The sequence below is a fragment of the Sediminitomix flava genome, from assembly GCF_003149185.1.
Lineage (GTDB): Bacteria > Bacteroidota > Bacteroidia > Cytophagales > Flammeovirgaceae > Sediminitomix > Sediminitomix flava.
This window is the reverse complement of the sequence record NZ_QGDO01000005.1, coordinates 147,998-164,385: the sequence shown is the minus strand read 5'-3', so window position 1 is coordinate 164,385 and position 16,388 is coordinate 147,998. Positions and strand designations below refer to the sequence as shown.

At 35.8% G+C, this 16,388-nt stretch carries 14 protein-coding genes; 3 read left to right on the top strand and 11 right to left on the bottom strand.

Annotated elements, in window-relative coordinates; all coding sequences use genetic code 11:
• Positions 1-230 precede the first annotated feature (230 nt).
• Both mltG and BC781_RS18175 read right to left on the bottom strand, forming a co-directional pair.
• The gene (gene mltG / locus BC781_RS18180) at positions 231-1,271 is read right to left on the bottom strand and encodes an endolytic transglycosylase MltG (protein ID WP_109620474.1); all 1,041 of its coding nucleotides are present in this window, start codon (positions 1,269-1,271) and stop codon (positions 231-233) included.
• 20 nt (positions 1,272-1,291) lie between these two features.
• The gene (locus tag BC781_RS18175) at positions 1,292-2,563 is read right to left on the bottom strand and encodes a M16 family metallopeptidase (protein WP_109620472.1); all 1,272 of its coding nucleotides are present in this window, start codon (positions 2,561-2,563) and stop codon (positions 1,292-1,294) included.
• Positions 2,564-2,763: 200 nt separating this feature from the next.
• Here BC781_RS18175 and BC781_RS18170 point away from each other — a divergent pair, with 200 nt between their 5' ends.
• From BC781_RS18170 to BC781_RS18160, 3 genes are all read left to right on the top strand, one after another.
• Positions 2,764-3,132, top strand: coding sequence for a nuclear transport factor 2 family protein (locus tag BC781_RS18170; protein ID WP_109620470.1), 369 nt, complete (start codon positions 2,764-2,766; stop codon positions 3,130-3,132).
• A 174-nt stretch (positions 3,133-3,306) separates the two neighbouring features.
• On the top strand, positions 3,307-4,248 hold the full coding sequence (locus tag BC781_RS18165) for a TRM11 family SAM-dependent methyltransferase (protein WP_109620468.1): 942 nt from the start codon (positions 3,307-3,309) through the stop codon (positions 4,246-4,248).
• A gap of 198 nt (positions 4,249-4,446) precedes the next feature.
• Positions 4,447-5,403, top strand: a complete 957-nt coding sequence (locus BC781_RS18160) for an isopenicillin N synthase family dioxygenase (protein ID WP_109620466.1) — start codon at positions 4,447-4,449, stop codon at positions 5,401-5,403.
• Between the two features lie 56 nt (positions 5,404-5,459).
• On the opposite strand, the gene ilvA is transcribed toward BC781_RS18160, so the two are convergent.
• From ilvA to BC781_RS18115, 9 genes are all read right to left on the bottom strand, one after another.
• Positions 5,460-6,734, bottom strand: coding sequence for a threonine ammonia-lyase (gene ilvA, locus BC781_RS18155; RefSeq protein WP_109620464.1), 1,275 nt, complete (start codon positions 6,732-6,734; stop codon positions 5,460-5,462).
• An 83-nt stretch (positions 6,735-6,817) separates the two neighbouring features.
• Positions 6,818-7,354, bottom strand: coding sequence for an acetolactate synthase small subunit (gene ilvN, locus BC781_RS18150; protein WP_109620462.1), 537 nt, complete (start codon positions 7,352-7,354; stop codon positions 6,818-6,820).
• The gene (gene ilvB, locus BC781_RS18145) at positions 7,354-9,111 is read right to left on the bottom strand and encodes a biosynthetic-type acetolactate synthase large subunit (RefSeq protein ID WP_109620460.1); all 1,758 of its coding nucleotides are present in this window, start codon (positions 9,109-9,111) and stop codon (positions 7,354-7,356) included. The genes ilvN and ilvB overlap by 1 nt, the downstream gene beginning before the upstream one ends.
• A gap of 12 nt (positions 9,112-9,123) precedes the next feature.
• Positions 9,124-10,806, bottom strand: a complete 1,683-nt coding sequence (gene ilvD, locus BC781_RS18140) for a dihydroxy-acid dehydratase (protein ID WP_109620458.1) — start codon at positions 10,804-10,806, stop codon at positions 9,124-9,126.
• A 46-nt stretch (positions 10,807-10,852) separates the two neighbouring features.
• Positions 10,853-11,746 (bottom strand): branched-chain-amino-acid transaminase, encoded by an 894-nt coding sequence (ilvE, locus tag BC781_RS18135; protein WP_109620456.1) that lies wholly within the window; start codon positions 11,744-11,746, stop codon positions 10,853-10,855.
• A gap of 683 nt (positions 11,747-12,429) precedes the next feature.
• On the bottom strand, positions 12,430-13,332 hold the full coding sequence (locus BC781_RS18130) for a metal ABC transporter permease (protein WP_109620454.1): 903 nt from the start codon (positions 13,330-13,332) through the stop codon (positions 12,430-12,432).
• A gap of 5 nt (positions 13,333-13,337) precedes the next feature.
• A complete protein-coding gene (locus BC781_RS18125; RefSeq protein WP_109620452.1) occupies positions 13,338-14,633 on the bottom strand; it encodes a metal ABC transporter permease in 1,296 nt (431 codons plus the stop codon).
• Between the two features lie 11 nt (positions 14,634-14,644).
• On the bottom strand, positions 14,645-15,442 hold the full coding sequence (locus tag BC781_RS18120) for a metal ABC transporter ATP-binding protein (protein ID WP_109620450.1): 798 nt from the start codon (positions 15,440-15,442) through the stop codon (positions 14,645-14,647).
• A 6-nt stretch (positions 15,443-15,448) separates the two neighbouring features.
• Positions 15,449-16,384 (bottom strand): metal ABC transporter solute-binding protein, Zn/Mn family, encoded by a 936-nt coding sequence (locus BC781_RS18115; RefSeq protein WP_109620448.1) that lies wholly within the window; start codon positions 16,382-16,384, stop codon positions 15,449-15,451.
• Positions 16,385-16,388: the final 4 nt, after the last annotated feature.

Sequence of the window (16,388 nt, the reverse complement as noted above, 5' to 3'; positions counted from 1 at the left end):
GTTAATTTGTACACTGATTTATATTGAAAAATTAATACATTTCATTTTTCACTACAAGTAATTATTCGAAGACAAGCACAACTACCTACATAACAGCATCTTACACTTAATTTTAGTTAAAAAAAGCGACACCGAATAAAATCTCATTTGTCCATAAATGAACATTTTTTACGGTATTGTACAAAAAAAGGGAGCTATAAAGCTCCCTTTTAAAACTGTAAAGAATCATCTTAACGATAGATTCTTTTTCTATTCAATGCTCTTCTATACTTTGCCGCATTTACAGAGTGTTGACTTGAGTTTATTGCAAAGTTATGATAACCTGAAAAATCTTCTTTTGCACACATAAAAATGTATCTATGCTTCTCATAATTTAAGACTGCATCAATAGATGAGATTTCAGGAAGGTTAATCGGACCCGGAGGCAAACCTTTATACTTATAAGTATTATAAGGTGAATCTACTTGAAGGTGCTTTGTTAAAACTCTTCTAATGTCAAAGTCACCTACGGCGTATACGACTGTTGGATCAGACTGTAAACGCATTCCTCTTTTCAATCTATTGATATACAAGCCTGCAACCTTAGGCTTCTCATCTTTCTTTATCGTCTCTGCTTGAACAATAGAAGCTAAAACTGACACCTCATACGGAGAAAGACCTACTTCTTCTGCTTTTTGTAGTCTTGTCTTATTCCAAAATTGGTCATGCTCATACTTCATTCTTTTCAATAAAGCCTCTCCTGAGATATTCCAATATACTTCATAAGTATTCGGAATAAATGCCGACAAGATTGAAATGGAATCATAGCCAAGCTCATTCAATAGGCTACTATCATTTAGAGAAAATAGTAACTCCTCTTTTGACAAAGACAATTCCTTACTTAGCTTTTCTGCAATATCCTCTTTTGTACGACAGTTGTTGAAGGTAATTTTTACAGGCGATTGATTCCCTGCTCTAAGCATTCTGACCAATTCCAAATTGGTCATTCCTTTCTTTACCAAGTAACGACCTTCCTTGATATTTTCGTTATACTTTAAAAGTTTACTTACGAATCTGAAAGATACATAATCAACCAATCCGCCTTCTTCATTTAAAGTCGTTGAAATTGAATTGATATCATCATCTTCAGAAATGAATAATTCGTAAGTTTTAGCTTCTTTGATATCTACATTTGAAGAATAAAAAATTTGGTATGTATATGTAGAAGCTGTAATTGCAATCACAGCCAATGCTATAAATACCACTAAAAGTATTTTTCTTCTTTTATCCATAGTGTTTGTTATGTTTAAGGCTATTTCTCCTCCTCAGGCATATAGATCAAAGTACTAAATCGATCTTTTGCCAATATTGTATTTGTTATTTCTTGAATCTTCTCAGCAGTTACTTCCTCAATTTCATCAAAAAGTGTATCGATACTCTGCATATAACCTCGGTCCAAATAACTTTTAGCGATTCCAAGCATCAAACTAAGATTACTCTCCTCCCCCATAGCTACTTGCCCCATTAGCTGTTGTTTAGCCATATAAAGTTGACGAGTTCCCAATTTCTTAGAACGAAGTTTCTGAATTTCTCTTTCAACTAACTCTAGACATCGCTTAACAGACTTTGTTTCGGTTGCAAAGTTGACATAAAAAGCTCCAGTATCAAGATAATTAATCAAATTCGCAGAAATATCATAAACCAAGCCATACTTTTCTCGGATAGAAAGTATCAATCTTGAGTTCATAGCAGGACCGCCCAAAATATTTGTCAACAAGAAAAATGGTACTCTGTCGTCATGGAATATTGGTAAAGATTCAGTTCCATAAATACAATGCGCCTGATTTATCCCTGACTTTTTAACAATTCTATTTTCAGGTTTGTAGCCCGTAAAATCTTCTCTTGACTTCTGACCAGTAGCTTCTGGAACATCTTCTAGATACTTACTAACTACTCTAAGTACCTTTTCGAAAGGTAAATTACTCACCGAAGCAAAAACTACTTCATGAGTATTCAGATTTTCATTGATAAACTCATAAAAGTCAGCTTGCTGAAAACCAGAAACACTCTCTCTATTTCCTAATATATTTTTTCCTAGAGGATGATCGCCAAATACCAATTCATCAAATTCATCGGTAATTGCATCCGCAGGATCATCTTGATACATAGCCATTTCCTCCAAGATTACACCTTTCTCTTTGATGATTTCTTTTTCAGGAAAAACAGAACCAAAAGAGATATCCGATACTAGATCTGCCATTTTTGGAAAATGCTGAACCAGAGCCGATGCGTAAAAACAAATCTTTTCCTTAGTGGTATAAGCATTTAACTCGCCACCAACAGAATCAAGACTATTTAAAATATGATATGATTTTCTTTTTTTCGTTCCTTTAAAAGCCATGTGCTCCCAAAAGTGAGCAATACCCTGCTGATGAGGTTTCTCGTCACGACTCCCAATATTAAACATGATTCCACAGTGAGCAATACTTGTACTTTTCACTTGTTTATGAATCAATCTAATCCCATTCGGGAATGTATGCACTTGATGATTATCCTGTATATTTCGCAATGCGTTCTTCTCCATGTTCTTCTTTAGAAACTGCAAAAGTAAGAAGAAGTTGCATACTTTTTCATATCACTTCCATTATATAAAGTAATAAAGGGGATTTTTGATCATTATTTTAAAATACTCAGTCTTTTCACTCAAAATTTGAACATGGAACTAAATAGTGATAATCAGTAGTTCTGTAGGGTGTAACGAATTTAAAAACAAATCTCATCAGCATGAATCGTTATCCCTTTATACATCAGTTCTATAAAGCTCTAGACGAAGGAGATTTGTTACACCTTCAAAAATTTCTGACTCGTGATTCCATTGTTAGTTTTGCTCATCACCCGCCTATTATTGGGCGAGACCAAATCGGAGAATCTTTCCTTCGATTCTTTGAAAAATTTTCTTCGATCACGCATCGAACTGCTGAAAAATGGGAAACGCCAGATGCGCTTATTATCAGAGGAGAAAGTACTTACCGTTTCAAAGGCGAAGAAAAACTCATTGTGATTCCCTATTGCCATATCTTCAAATTTCAAGATAATAGGGTGTTCAGGTTTTACATTTACGCCGATATTTTCCCTTTAGGTAAAGTTTTTTAATCTAAATTAAAATTACTTTTTAAGTCCGATTTCTACACATTTCCTTATTTCAAGCAATCTCTTTACTTGAGAACACAAACACTTATTCGTTATTTTCTCAATTCAAAGAATAACATATTTTCCTTTCATTTATTTACTTTTGTGCTTTCAAAATAGATAGAACAATCAGAAGCAATGAGTGGGCAAGGTTATATATATTCTTTCAAGTACGATTACCATCATACATCTTTATGTAAGCTAGAGTCAAGACAAATTTTTCAAAAGGAAGAAGAGGATAAAGTTCTTTTTTCAGATGTGAAGATAGACCCTGCCATCAGCCCTTTCATTCTGAGTCGCTTTGATGTTATCTTATCTACAGAGAACTACGAAGACTTAATTCAAGATATTAAAGCGCTCAATCTAACAGATCATGGCTTTAAAGTTGACTACCTCAAACTAACAGGTGACAATACTCGCTTTGCAGAACGAAAACTGAAATTAAAGGATGTAGGTTATAGTATTTTTGCTGAACCAAATTTCTTCACACCGAGTATCACATATTCCATTTGTACTTACAAAGGTATTTGGTATTTCGGAACCCTAGAAAAGCGTCAGACTGATTGGGTAAAACACAATGACAAACCCTATTCATTCAGTAACTCTATCTGTATGATTATTGGGAAATCGCTCGTTAGTATGGTTTCTAAAGGAGATAAATCACAAAAATTACTTGATGTTTGCTGTGGTGTAGGCACAATTATGTTGGAAGCTTGCTATTCTGGGTTTAACATAGAAGGCTGTGATATTAATCCGAAAAGATGGAATCATACAACACTAAATCTTGAGCACTACAATTATAAAGCAAAAGTTCATTGTTCTGACGTAAAGGATATGACTGATCGTTACGATTCAGCCATTATAGATCTACCATACAATTTATATAGCTATTCAACGGATTTCATTACCAAAAATATTATTGAGTCTACAGCTAAACTCTCAGATCGAGTAGTCATTGTTTCTACCACAAATGTTAGAGAAATCATATCAAATGCTGGACTTTCTATTATTGATCATTGTACGGTAGAAAAGAAGGGGAAATCTACTTTTGCTAGAAATATCTGGGTTTGTGAGAAATAAAACCCAGCCTTAAAATATTTTTGCGCCTAATCCTTAGTTTCAATAAATTTGCAAATAATTACAAATCTCACTTATGGCTCACCGCCACTGTTCGATTAGCTAGGTTCTGTGCTGGGATTCATTTTTTCTCACCTAGAAATCAGCAGTATCTTTTTTAATCCAATCACAGTATTTTATTGATTCTAAATAATTAATAAGATGACTTCTGTTGAAATTGCAAAAGTAGATTTTCTCGATTTTGTATCGGGAGATGCTGAACGAAAGGAAAAATTTGTTCAAGAAATTGGTGATTCTTTCGCTGAAATTGGGTTTGTCATAGTCAAAAACCACGGAGTTAGTAAAGAGCTAAGAGACAAACTTTATGAGGCATCTAAAAAGTTTTTTGAACTTGAAGACACGATCAAAGATCAATATGAAATTGAGTCATTGGCTGGACAACGTGGATATACAGGTAAAAAGAAAGAAACAGCCAAAGGTTCTGAAATACCTGATCTAAAAGAGTTCTATCACATTGGTCAGAACATTCAAGGTGAGAACACAGAAGGCTACCCAGAAAATATTTGGCCTAGTGAAGTAGCCGAATTCAAAACTTACGGAGAAGAGGTTTACAAGACTTTTGAAGATACGGGAAGAAACCTTCTGAAAGCAATTGCCCTTTATCTTGGTTTATACGAAAGCTATTTCGATTCAAAAATTGAGAACGGTAATAGTATTTTGAGACTCTTGCATTACTTCCCAATCGAAAATACAGATGAAATTGAGGATGGAGCTATCAGAGCTGCTGCACACGAAGATATCAATCTAATAACCCTTCTTATGGGTGGAAGTGCTGAAGGCTTACAAGCGCAAGCAAAAGATGGTACTTGGGTAGATGTAAACCCTGAACCAGACGAGATTGTGATTAACATTGGAGATATGCTTCAACGTCTGACAAATAATCGCTTACGTTCTACCACTCATAGAGTAATCAATCCTAGAAAAGAACTTCTTCATACATCAAGATACTCTACGCCATTCTTCTTACATCCTAAGAGTGAAATGGACTTGACTTGTCTGAAAAGCTGTATTTCTGAGTCTAACCCAAAACGTTATGATGATACAACTGCAGGAAATTACTTGATGGAAAGATTAAAAGAATTAGGTCTTTTGAAATAAAATTGACCCTAAAAAAGATAAAACCCCAATCAGAAAAAACTGATTGGGGTTTCTTTTTATGAAATTAAGAAGTTAAATAAATCTGCATTTTCATTTAGCTTCTCATAGACAATGTTTTCTTTATCCATACGTCCTAAAAGTTGCTCATAATCTGAAGCATCTTCAAGTTCGATACCCACCACTGCAGGTCCTTTCTCCCTATTAATCTTTTTACTGTACTCAAAGTGTACAATATCATCTTTAGGGCCTAATACATTATTCAAGAAATCTCTTAAAGCACCAGCTCTCTGTGGGAATCGTATGATGAAATAATGCTTGAGTCCTTCATAAAGAAGTGATCTTTCTTTGATCTCTTCCATACGGGTAATATCATTATTACTACCACTCACCACACATACGACATTCTTTCCTTTTAAATCGTATTTTTCAGCCACTATGTCTAAGGCTGCAATAGATAAAGCTCCAGCTGGCTCAACAACAATAGCATCTTTATTATAAAGCTTTAAGATAGTAGTACATATCTTTCCTTCAGGGACTAGCATAACTTCATCTAGTACTTGACGCCCTATTTCGAAAGTACGAGAACCTATTTTTTGAACCGCAGCACCATCTACAAACTTATCAATTTTAGCTAATTCAATAGGCTGTCCTTTTGCTATCGCCTCTCTCATAGAAGGTGCTCCAGCAGGCTCTACTCCTATAATTTTTGTATTTGGAGATATTTGTTTGAAATAGCTACCTACACCAGCACTTAATCCACCACCACCAATTGGTAAAATTAAGTAATCGATAGGATCTTGTGTATCTTCTAAGATTTCTAAGCCTACTGTACCTTGGCCTTCTATTACTTTATCATCATCGAATGGATGAATAAAGATCGAGCCTTGTTCTTCTTGATACTTCTTAGCCGCTTTGAAAGAATCATCGAAGGTATCTCCAACCAACACAACTTCTACAAACTCCTTCCCAAACATATTTACTTGTTCTACTTTCTGAGAAGGTGTAGGTGCAGGCATAAAAATCACACCTCTAATTCCTAAAGTTTTACATGCATAAGCCACCCCTTGTGCATGGTTTCCTGCACTAGCGCATACAATTCCTTTTTGTTTTTCGTCTTCAGTTAAAGAAGAAATTTTGTTGTACGCTCCTCTGATTTTATAAGATCGAACAACTTGAAGATCTTCTCGCTTCAACAAAATATTTGCATCATGCTTTTCAGAGAGGTTCATATTTCGCATCAAAGGAGTTCTATTAACCACTTCTTTGAGCTTTATATTTGCTTTTAGTATGTTCTCTACTTGTGCTAATTGGGTGTCGGCTGCTACTTCCATAATTAATTTTTCGTATGTTGGTGGGATAAAAAATAGCGGAGCATTTTAGTGATGCTCCGCTCTATAATCCTTTTTCAGGTAAATTATAAACTCTCTTGAAATTCGCTAAACTCCTGTAATAAAGGACTTACATCTTGGCGTTCCTTAGAGATGGATACTCTACCTGATCGAGCGAATTGCATCAAACCAATTGGCTTTAGGTCTTCATACAACTCGTGTGTTTCCCATTCATGTCCAGTTTTCTCAATCACTACGTATTCAGGTGTAGCAGATAAGATTCGGGCATGGTGTCTTCTAACAATTTTTTCAACTTCTTCTTCTTGAGAAAGACTTTCAAAAGCAACTTTATATAGCGCTATCTCTTGATGAATAATTTCTTGATCTCTATAAGAAAATGCTTTAATCACATCAATCTGACGCTCAACTTGCTTCATGATTTTTTCAGCACCTTCTTCTGTCTCAAAAAACACGACTGTGAATTTATGAACATGTTCTAGCTCTGAAGCAGAAGTAGTCAAGCTTTCAATATTCGTTTTTCTTCTGGAGAAAATATTTGTGATACGTGAAGTCAAACCTACTGTATTCTCAGTATAGATTGACAAAGTAAATTTCTCTTTCATTAGGCTTTTGGGGCTTCAAGTAAAACATCAGATACTGAAGCTCCTGTAGGAATCATAGGGAAAACATTTGTTTCCTTTTCTACAACAACTTCTAAAAGGAATGAACCTTTCGCATCAATCATTTTCTGCAATCCTTCTTCTAATTGCTCTCTTTCTGTTACTCTTTCCGCTGGAATAGAATAACTATCAGCCAATTTGATAAAGTCTGGATTTGACATCTCAGTGAAAGAATATCTTTTCTCAAAGAACATCTGCTGCCACTGACGAACCATACCTAAAAAGCTATTATTCAGAATCAAGATTTTTACAGGGATATCATATTGCATAATCGTCCCTAACTCTTGAGGTGTCATTTGGAAACCACCGTCTCCAATGATTGCCACAACTTCTCTCTTCATCTGACCAAGCTTAGCACCTATTGCTGCTGGCAATGCAAACCCCATAGTCCCTAGACCTCCAGAAGTTACATTACTATCTGTCTCAGTAAACTTATAATAACGAGAACCGATCATCTGATGCTGACCTACATCTGTTACTACAATAGCCTTACCTTCTGTCATTTCAGAAAGTTTATTAACGACTTCGGCCATCTTTACTTTCTCTGTATTAGCTGAGAATTCTCCATCTAATACTTTTTCTTTTTCAAGTCTATCTCCTTCTCTGAACTCAGCAATCCACTCTGAATGCGATCGTTTTTCTACCAAAGGAATTAAACCTTCCAAAGCTCTAGAAGCATCAGCTATAATTGGTACATCTGCTTTTATGATTTTATCAATTTCAGCAGGATCGATTTCAATATGAATAACCTTGGCTTGCTTTGCGTATTTGGAAACATCCCCTGTTACACGGTCATCAAATCGCATTCCCAAACCAATCAACAAATCACATTCGTTTGTTTTTACGTTTGGTGCATAATTACCGTGCATACCAAGCATACCAACATAATTAGGGTGACTAGCGTCAAATGCAGACAAACCTAACAATGTACTGGCAACAGGTATATCTGTTTTATTGATAAACTCTTTTAATAATTCTTGCGCCCCAGAAAGAAGAACTCCATGACCAGCCAACAAATAAGGTTTCTTAGCCTCATTGATCAACTTAGCTGCGTCTTCTAATGAAGTATATTCAGGTTTTTTGGCAGGTCTGTAACTACGAACACCTGTACATTTTTTATACTCAAAATCAACTTCTTCAAATTGAGCATTTTTAGTAATATCAATTACTACAGGTCCTGGTCTACCACTTTTCGCTAAATAAAATGCTTTTGCAATTGCACCCGGTATATCAGCCGCTTTCGTTACTTGATAATTCCATTTTGTAACAGGCATAGAAATACCCAAAATGTCAGTTTCTTGGAATGCATCAGTACCTAATAAATGCTCAGCTACTTGCCCTGTAATACAAACCAAAGGGGTTGAATCAATCATGGCATCTGCAATACCTGTAATTAGATTTGTTGCTCCAGGTCCAGAAGTTGCCATACAAACTCCAACTTCATTACGAACACGTGCAAACCCTTGTGCTGCATGGACGGCTCCTTGCTCATGTCTGACCAAGATATGCTTTAATTGATCTTGGTAATTGTACAAAGCATCATAAACAGGCATAATTGCACCACCCGGATACCCAAACATGGTGTCCACACCTTCAGCAAGCAATGATAAAATTACTGCTTCAGAACCTGTTACTTTTCTTTTTGGAGCTATTGGCTCTGCAAAAGCTACTTCATTAAAAAATTCATTTGTTGTGGTCATAGTAGCAAAATTTTAGAATTTGTCTGTTACACAGCCTTCTGCAGCTGAAGAAACTAATTTTGAATATTTGGCTAAAACACCTCTTTTATATATTGGATTTGGAGCTACCCAAGTTTCTTTACGAGCAGCTAATTCAGCCTCATCAATTAAGACATCTATTGTATTATTTACCGCATCAATTCGGATAGGGTCACCATCTTTTATAAGAGCAATCGGTCCTCCTACTTGTGCTTCTGGCGAAACGTGTCCAACTACAAAACCATGAGACCCCCCTGAGAATCTACCATCAGTAATCAAGGCAACATCTTTTCCTAGTCCAGCACCCATGATTGCCGAAGTTGGTTTCAACATTTCTGGCATACCTGGGCCACCTTTAGGACCTTCATATCTGATTACAACTACATTTCCCTTCTCAACTGTTCCATCTTGAATTCCTTTGATTGCATCAAATTCTTTATCAAAGACTTTTGCAGTACCTTCAAATACTTCACCTTCTTTACCTGTAATTTTTGCAACTGAGCCTTCTGGGGCAAGGTTACCATACAAAATTTGCAAGTGACCAGTCGCTTTGATAGGATCTGTAAGTGGACGAAGTAAATCTTGATCTTCACCTAGAGGATCTATATCCGATAAGTTTTCGGCAATTGTTTGTCCCGTCACTGTCATACAATCTCCATGTAGAAGACCATCATTAAGCAAACGCTTCATAATTGCTGGAATACCACCAATCTCATGAACATCTTCCATTAAGTACTTACCACTTGGCTTTAAGTCAGCTAGTAAAGGCGTTTCGTCTGAAAGTCTTTGGAAATCATCAAGACTTAACTCAACTCCCATAGCATCTGCCATAGCAATCATGTGAAGTACTGCATTCGTTGACCCTCCTAATACAATGATAATTCTCAAAGCATTCTCAAATGCTTTACGAGTCATGATATCTGAAGGCTTAATATCTTTTTCTAGTAGTTTTCTAAGGGCAATACCTGCTGCTACACACTCTTTTTGTTTGGTGTCATCAATTGCAGGATTAGAAGCACTATAAGGTAAGCTCATTCCTAATGCCTCAATTGCGGAAGCCATTGTGTTAGCCGTATACATACCGCCACATGCTCCAGCTCCAGGAATAGCATTCTTAATTACTCCTTTAAAATCTTCTTCACTGATTGTTCCAGCAAACTTTTCACCTAGTGCTTCAAAAGCTGAGACAATATTTAATTTCTTTTTCTTATGACAACCCGAAGCAATTGTACCTCCGTAAACAAGGATTGAAGGACGATCTAAACGACTCATTGCGATCATTGCTCCTGGCATATTCTTATCACAACCTACAACAGATACAACACCATCGTAAAAGTGACCAGCTACAACACTTTCAATAGAGTCAGCAATTACTTCTCTTGAAACCAATGAGTATCTCATACCAGTAGTACCATTGGTAATACCATCACTAATTCCAATCGTATTGAATATAAGACCTACTAAATCAGCCTCTTTTGTTCCTTTTTTCACATAAGTAGCCAACTCATTGAGGTGCATATTACATGAGTTACCTTCATAACCAGTACTTGCAATACCGATTAGAGGTTTTGACATATCTTCCTCTGTAAGACCTACAGCATATAACATTGCTTGAGCTGCTGGTTGTGTAACATCTTGTGTTACAGTTTGGCTGTATTTGTTCAGTTTGTGTTCCATTATATAAAAAAATTAACCAGTGGTAAGTAGACGCACTTAATAATATTTATATGATTGAATAAGAATCGTATTCGTTTTGTGTGACAATATGACCATACTTTTCAAAGACCTGATAACCAATTGTATCTTCCCAGTCTTTGTTCATTTTATGACCATCTATTGATGCTATACCAGTTATTTGAGCAGCTGTACCCGTAAAGAATGCACCATCTAAATCTTTAAGGTCCTCTGGAAAGAAAACACCTTCTACGACCTCTTGTCCCATCTGTTTGCAAAGATTTAGAACAACAGACCTCGTGATACCAGGGAAAATATGCCCTTTTTTAGGTGTGAAAAGTATTCCATCTTTCTCAAAAAAGAAGTTAGCACCTGTACCTTCAGCTACTTTTCCTTCTACATCTAGTAATAATGCATCATCGAAACCTGCATTCTGAGCTTCTGCTACAGCTGCAACGGAATTTGCATAATTACCAGAAACCTTTGCTTCTACATCACATGCTAAAGGAGAAGGTCTTTTATAATCTGATATTTTGATATCAAGTAAATCTTTACCTAAATACTTTTCCCACTTCCATGCAGCAATAAATAAATGATGCTTTGTATCTGGGGAAAGCTCCATATTCATACCTGAGTAGATCAAAGGTCTGATATATGCATCAGTAAAATTATTGCGCTCCAACAACTCATATGATATTTTGATAAGCTCTCTAACAGAATATGGCATTGTATGATGCATTTTCTGCGCTGTCTCACTAAAGCGAGCCAAGTGTTCTTCAGCTTTGAAAATATGTGGACCTAATGAAGTTCCATAAGCTCTAAAAGCATCGAAAACAGCATTACCATAGTGCAAAGACTGCGCAAACAAATCGGACTTTGCTTGAGATGCTTTTATATATTCTCCATTGAAGAATACAATCGTGTTTTGATCAAAATATTTCATATGTGTGGCGCGATTAAGGTTCGATATAATTTGTGTATTAAAAAAGCCATTATCAGTTATTGAGTGATAATGGCTTTTTCTTTAGGTAATAAGTATCCAATATCACTCCTACGGAGAAATGACTAGCAAAATGACAATAATAAGGACGATATTTTGAATATTTTTTACCATTTGATGTATTTTGTTTCCGTAAATATAAATGATAGATTTTTTAACATCCAAACATTATTCTATATTTTAAAACGATATGTAAGTATTTTTATTAACACACCATCTATTTAGACGAACATTCAAAAACTATCACTTTACAAAACAGAATATTACTCACTAATTAAACAAATACATTATTTATAATTCTACGATTTCTAAATCAAACTACAGGACAAGAAATCGTCACTAAAACAACCTCTAAACACTGTATACCAATCATTTAAAACCACAATCAAGAAGTCAAATTGCACTTAATTTTATACTCTCCAAAAAATAATAAAGACCTAACATTGTAAAAACTAGAAGTAGAATTCAAGTATTAAAATTTACAACAATAGATTAATATCCGTCCAATTGTATTCATTTAAATTGGTTTAAAGTGAACACTATTACCATAAAAATTAATCATTGGATATAAAAAAAGCACCCTTTTTCAAGAGTGCCTATTTCATATATTAAGATGAATTAAAGTACTAGCTTTCAAAATTCATTTGTGAAATCTCAGTTTGATTCCGTTTATCTTTCAATTGTTTTCTAATTAATTGAATTGATAAAACTATAATAAAGAAAATTCCAATCATCACAACCATACTTCCTGCAATAGACGCATTGAGTAAAACAGCTAACAGATAACCAAATACTGAAGATAAGACTCCAAATAAAGCAGCTAACCATAGCATTTTCTTCAAATCCTTTGATATTAAATAAGCGATAGAAGGTGGCCCTACTAAAAATGCAACAACTAATATCGCTCCTACTGCCTCAAATGAAAAAACAGTAGTCATTGAGACTCCACTCATTAGTGCATAATGCCAAAAGCTAGTCGAGATCCCTACAGAAGTACAAAATATAGGGTCGAAACTAGACATTTTTAGAGGAGTATAGCCTAAAATCACAAATGCCAAAACTAGTAAAAGATTAAACCCTAAAATCCATACTTGCACAGGTCCTAATTCAACTCCACCAAAAAGAGTTAGTGTATCCAAAGGTACATATGCTATTTCTCCATAAAGCACACATTCTTGGTCTAAATCTACTTTATCAGCAAATGAGGTTATCAAGATAACACCTAGGGCAAACAGGAAAGTAAAAGTAACTCCAATAGCTGCATCTTCCTGCATCTTATTCTTTTTGCTCAGCATCTCAATTATGACAGTAGCTATCATACCAAAGGCTGCTGCACCAATAAGCATTGGAAGCGAATCTAGACTTTGAGAGAAGAAATATGCGATCACAATACCCGGTAAAACTGCATGAGAAATAGCATCGCCTACCATGACTACTTTACGAAGTACTAAAAAACACCCTAATAAACTGCAACTAATAGCAACCAAAGCTCCAGTGAGCATTATCCAAAATTCATCAAATACTATCATAATGTTTATTGTGCTTTATATGGGATTGGCGTATTGTGAGGGTCTACTTCAGGACGTCCTAGCTCTTTGATCAAAGCTTGCTCCAACTCTGGTGTAATGATATGTTCTATTGCTTCAGCATCGTCGTGTACATGATCTGCAGGAAGGTTCATATATTTCGTAATGTACAATTCCCACAATCTATGAATCCTCACTAAACGTTTCGATTCTTCAATACCTGTCTCCGTCACGCTGATAAAGTGTTTATCACGTTTCACCAAATTGCTTGCAACAAGTCTATTGATCGATGCTTTGACCTTAAGGCGTGTATATCCTGTTTTTTCAACTAACTCTGAGGCTGTGAAACTTCTAAATTCTTCTTTAGACTCTTTCAGATGATAAAAACTCTTCAATACATTTTCATCTTGAATACGTCTTTTATTTTGTAGTCTTCTGTACACAGAAAAAAGACGTCCTCTCTTTGCGCCAAAAATAATAGAGATAAATGCTAGAAAGGTTAAGAAAACTACAACCCAAGGTCCTGTAGGCATTTTAGGTTGAATATAAGAGACTAACGTACCCAAGTAAGCTGAAATCCCTGCAATAATGACAGCGATAATCATCATTTTAGAAAGAGAATGCGTCCAATATCTTGCTGCTGCTGCTGGTGTTATAAGCATCGCTGACATTAAAACCACACCAATGGCTTGAATACCTGTCGCAATAGCAAGCACTGTCAAAAACGTAATCAATAGTTCTATTTTCTTTACTGGTAGACCCACTGATGTAGCATAACCCCTATCAAAAATGACCATTCTAAATGCTGAAAAACCAAATACAACTGTCAGAATAATAATTAGAGAGGTAGTACTAAACAGTCGAACATCACTAGCGACCATTGAGGCTGCTTTACCGAACAGAAATTTATCAAGACCAGATTGCCCTGCCATTCCAAGCGTTTGAATATGGGTAAGCAAAACAATTCCGATTCCATAAAAAACGGACAAGATAAGTGCTAAAGCTGTATCGGGTTTAAGCTTTGTGTGAGAAACAATAAAGTCAATACACCAAATACTCAAACTTCCTGTAATAACAGCTCCTACCATCAAGTAAACCGGATCTTTTGATTGTGTTAGGAGAAAAGATAAACAGATACCAGGCAAAATAGCATGTGAAACAGCATCTCCTATTAGCGCTCTTTTTCTCAGAAAAGATAAACAACCAACAATAGATGTACTACTAGACATAAGCAATACCGCTAATAATACCCACCTCACATTGGCATCACCTAACAGAATGAAATCCTCAATAAAACTATTCATACTGCTATCTTTTACTTTGTACTTCTTGGTTCACGAACAGGGTGCTGCTTTTTCTGAAGCATATCTCCTACTCTCTGTAACATTTCCAACTGTCCACCAAAAGCTTCTCCTAACTTTTCAGATGCAAAAACTTTCTCAAATGGCCCAGAAGCCACCAAACGTGTACTCATCAAAACAAGCCAATCAAAATAATGCGGAGCAGTTTGTAAGTCATGATGAACAACCATAATGCTTTTACCATTGGCTTGCATCTCTTTTAAGATTTGCATAATGGCTTGCTCAGAGCCTACATCCACTCCAGCAAAGGGCTCATCTAAAAGATAGAAATCAGCTTGTTGTGCGAGTGCTCTTGCAATGAAAACGCGTTGTTGCTGCCCTCCTGACAATTCTGAAATCTGACGATCTACAAAATCTTCCAGTTTCACTTTTCGGATAGCATCCAAAACAATATCCTTATCATTTCGAGAAGGACGCTTAAATATATTTTTAGAGCTGAATCGTCCCATCATCACAGTATCGTACACATTGATTGGGAAATCCCAATCTACAGCACTACGCTGTGGTACATACGCAATCTTGGTTTTTGATCCATCTTCACAATTGAAAACTTTTACATAACCACTGCTTCTCGGAACCAGATCCATGATCGACTTCATCATCGTTGATTTACCAGAACCGTTTGGTCCCATCACTCCGATAATTTTACCTTTGGGTAATTTGCAGTCTACATTCCAAATTGCAGGCTTTTTATCATAAGCCACTGTAAGGTTATGAAACTCAAGAATTGGATTCTTTACAACTTCTACCATCTTTCTTTACTTAAGACCTACTACCATCGTCTCTACATTGTACCTTACCATTCCTAGGTAAGTACCTTCGGTTGTTCCTTCAGCTCCCATAGCATCTGAGTAAAGCGTCCCCCCAATTTTTACTTCGTGACCTTTTTCTTTACAACCTTCTACAACAGCCTCAATCGAAGCAATCGGAACTGAACTTTCTATAAAAACAGATTTTATTTTATTCTCAACGATAAAGTCCACAAGATTTTTCACATCTCTTAAACCATACTCAGACATGGTAGAAATCCCCTGTAAACCTTTTACTTCTATATCATAAGCTTTTCCAAAATAAGAGAAAGCATCGTGGGCAGTAATCAATACACGTTGAGATTCTGGAATCACCTTAAGATGCTCTTTCACCCAACCGTTTAAAACATCCAATTCTTTTAGGTAAGCCTTACCATTTTGCTCATAAGCTTTTGCATTCACAGAATCAGCTTTTACTAACTCCTTTATGGTTGAAGCGACTCCTTCTCTCCAAAGAGCTACATCAAACCAGATATGTGGATCATAAACACCATTTTCATTTAAAGCGATCAACTTGGATGTAGGGATTTGTTCTCCTAGAGAAACTACATGTTTTTTCTTTGCAACCTTTTCTAAAACATCTGTCATGTTTCCTTCAAGGTGCAAACCATTATAGAAAATTAGATCAGCCTCACGAATGTGTTTCAAATCTTTAGGTGATGCTTTGTAAAGGTGAGGATCAACACCCGACCCCATCAATCCAACTACTTCAGCATGATCTCCGACGATATTCACCACAGCATCTTTGATCATTCCAGTGGTTGTAACAATCTTGATTTTAGTTGAAGTTTCTTCTTTTGAATTCTCTGAACTACAACTAAGTAGTGAGAAGAGTAAAGAAATTGTTAGTAGTCCTGTTAGTGCTTTCGTTTTATAGATGTCCATTGTA

Bases quoted from the DNA above. Each gene is read 5' to 3' on its own strand.
- BC781_RS18170 (WP_109620470.1), top strand. From the start codon at position 2,764: ATGAATCGTTATCCCTTTATACATCAGTTCTATAAAGCTCTAGACGAA.
- BC781_RS18125 (WP_109620452.1), bottom strand. From the start codon at position 14,633: ATGAATAGTTTTATTGAGGATTTCATTCTGTTAGGTGATGCCAATGTG.
- BC781_RS18160 (WP_109620466.1), top strand. From the start codon at position 4,447: ATGACTTCTGTTGAAATTGCAAAAGTAGATTTTCTCGATTTTGTATCG.
- BC781_RS18120 (WP_109620450.1), bottom strand. From the start codon at position 15,442: ATGGTAGAAGTTGTAAAGAATCCAATTCTTGAGTTTCATAACCTTACA.
- BC781_RS18165 (WP_109620468.1), top strand. From the start codon at position 3,307: ATGAGTGGGCAAGGTTATATATATTCTTTCAAGTACGATTACCATCAT.
- BC781_RS18175 (WP_109620472.1), bottom strand. From the start codon at position 2,563: ATGGAGAAGAACGCATTGCGAAATATACAGGATAATCATCAAGTGCAT.
- ilvE (WP_109620456.1), bottom strand. From the start codon at position 11,746: ATGAAATATTTTGATCAAAACACGATTGTATTCTTCAATGGAGAATAT.
- ilvA (WP_109620464.1), bottom strand. From the start codon at position 6,734: ATGGAAGTAGCAGCCGACACCCAATTAGCACAAGTAGAGAACATACTA.
- BC781_RS18115 (WP_109620448.1), bottom strand. From the start codon at position 16,384: ATGGACATCTATAAAACGAAAGCACTAACAGGACTACTAACAATTTCT.
- mltG (WP_109620474.1), bottom strand. From the start codon at position 1,271: ATGGATAAAAGAAGAAAAATACTTTTAGTGGTATTTATAGCATTGGCT.
- ilvN (WP_109620462.1), bottom strand. From the start codon at position 7,354: ATGAAAGAGAAATTTACTTTGTCAATCTATACTGAGAATACAGTAGGT.
- ilvD (WP_109620458.1), bottom strand. From the start codon at position 10,806: ATGGAACACAAACTGAACAAATACAGCCAAACTGTAACACAAGATGTT.
- ilvB (WP_109620460.1), bottom strand. From the start codon at position 9,111: ATGACCACAACAAATGAATTTTTTAATGAAGTAGCTTTTGCAGAGCCA.
- BC781_RS18130 (WP_109620454.1), bottom strand. From the start codon at position 13,332: ATGATAGTATTTGATGAATTTTGGATAATGCTCACTGGAGCTTTGGTT.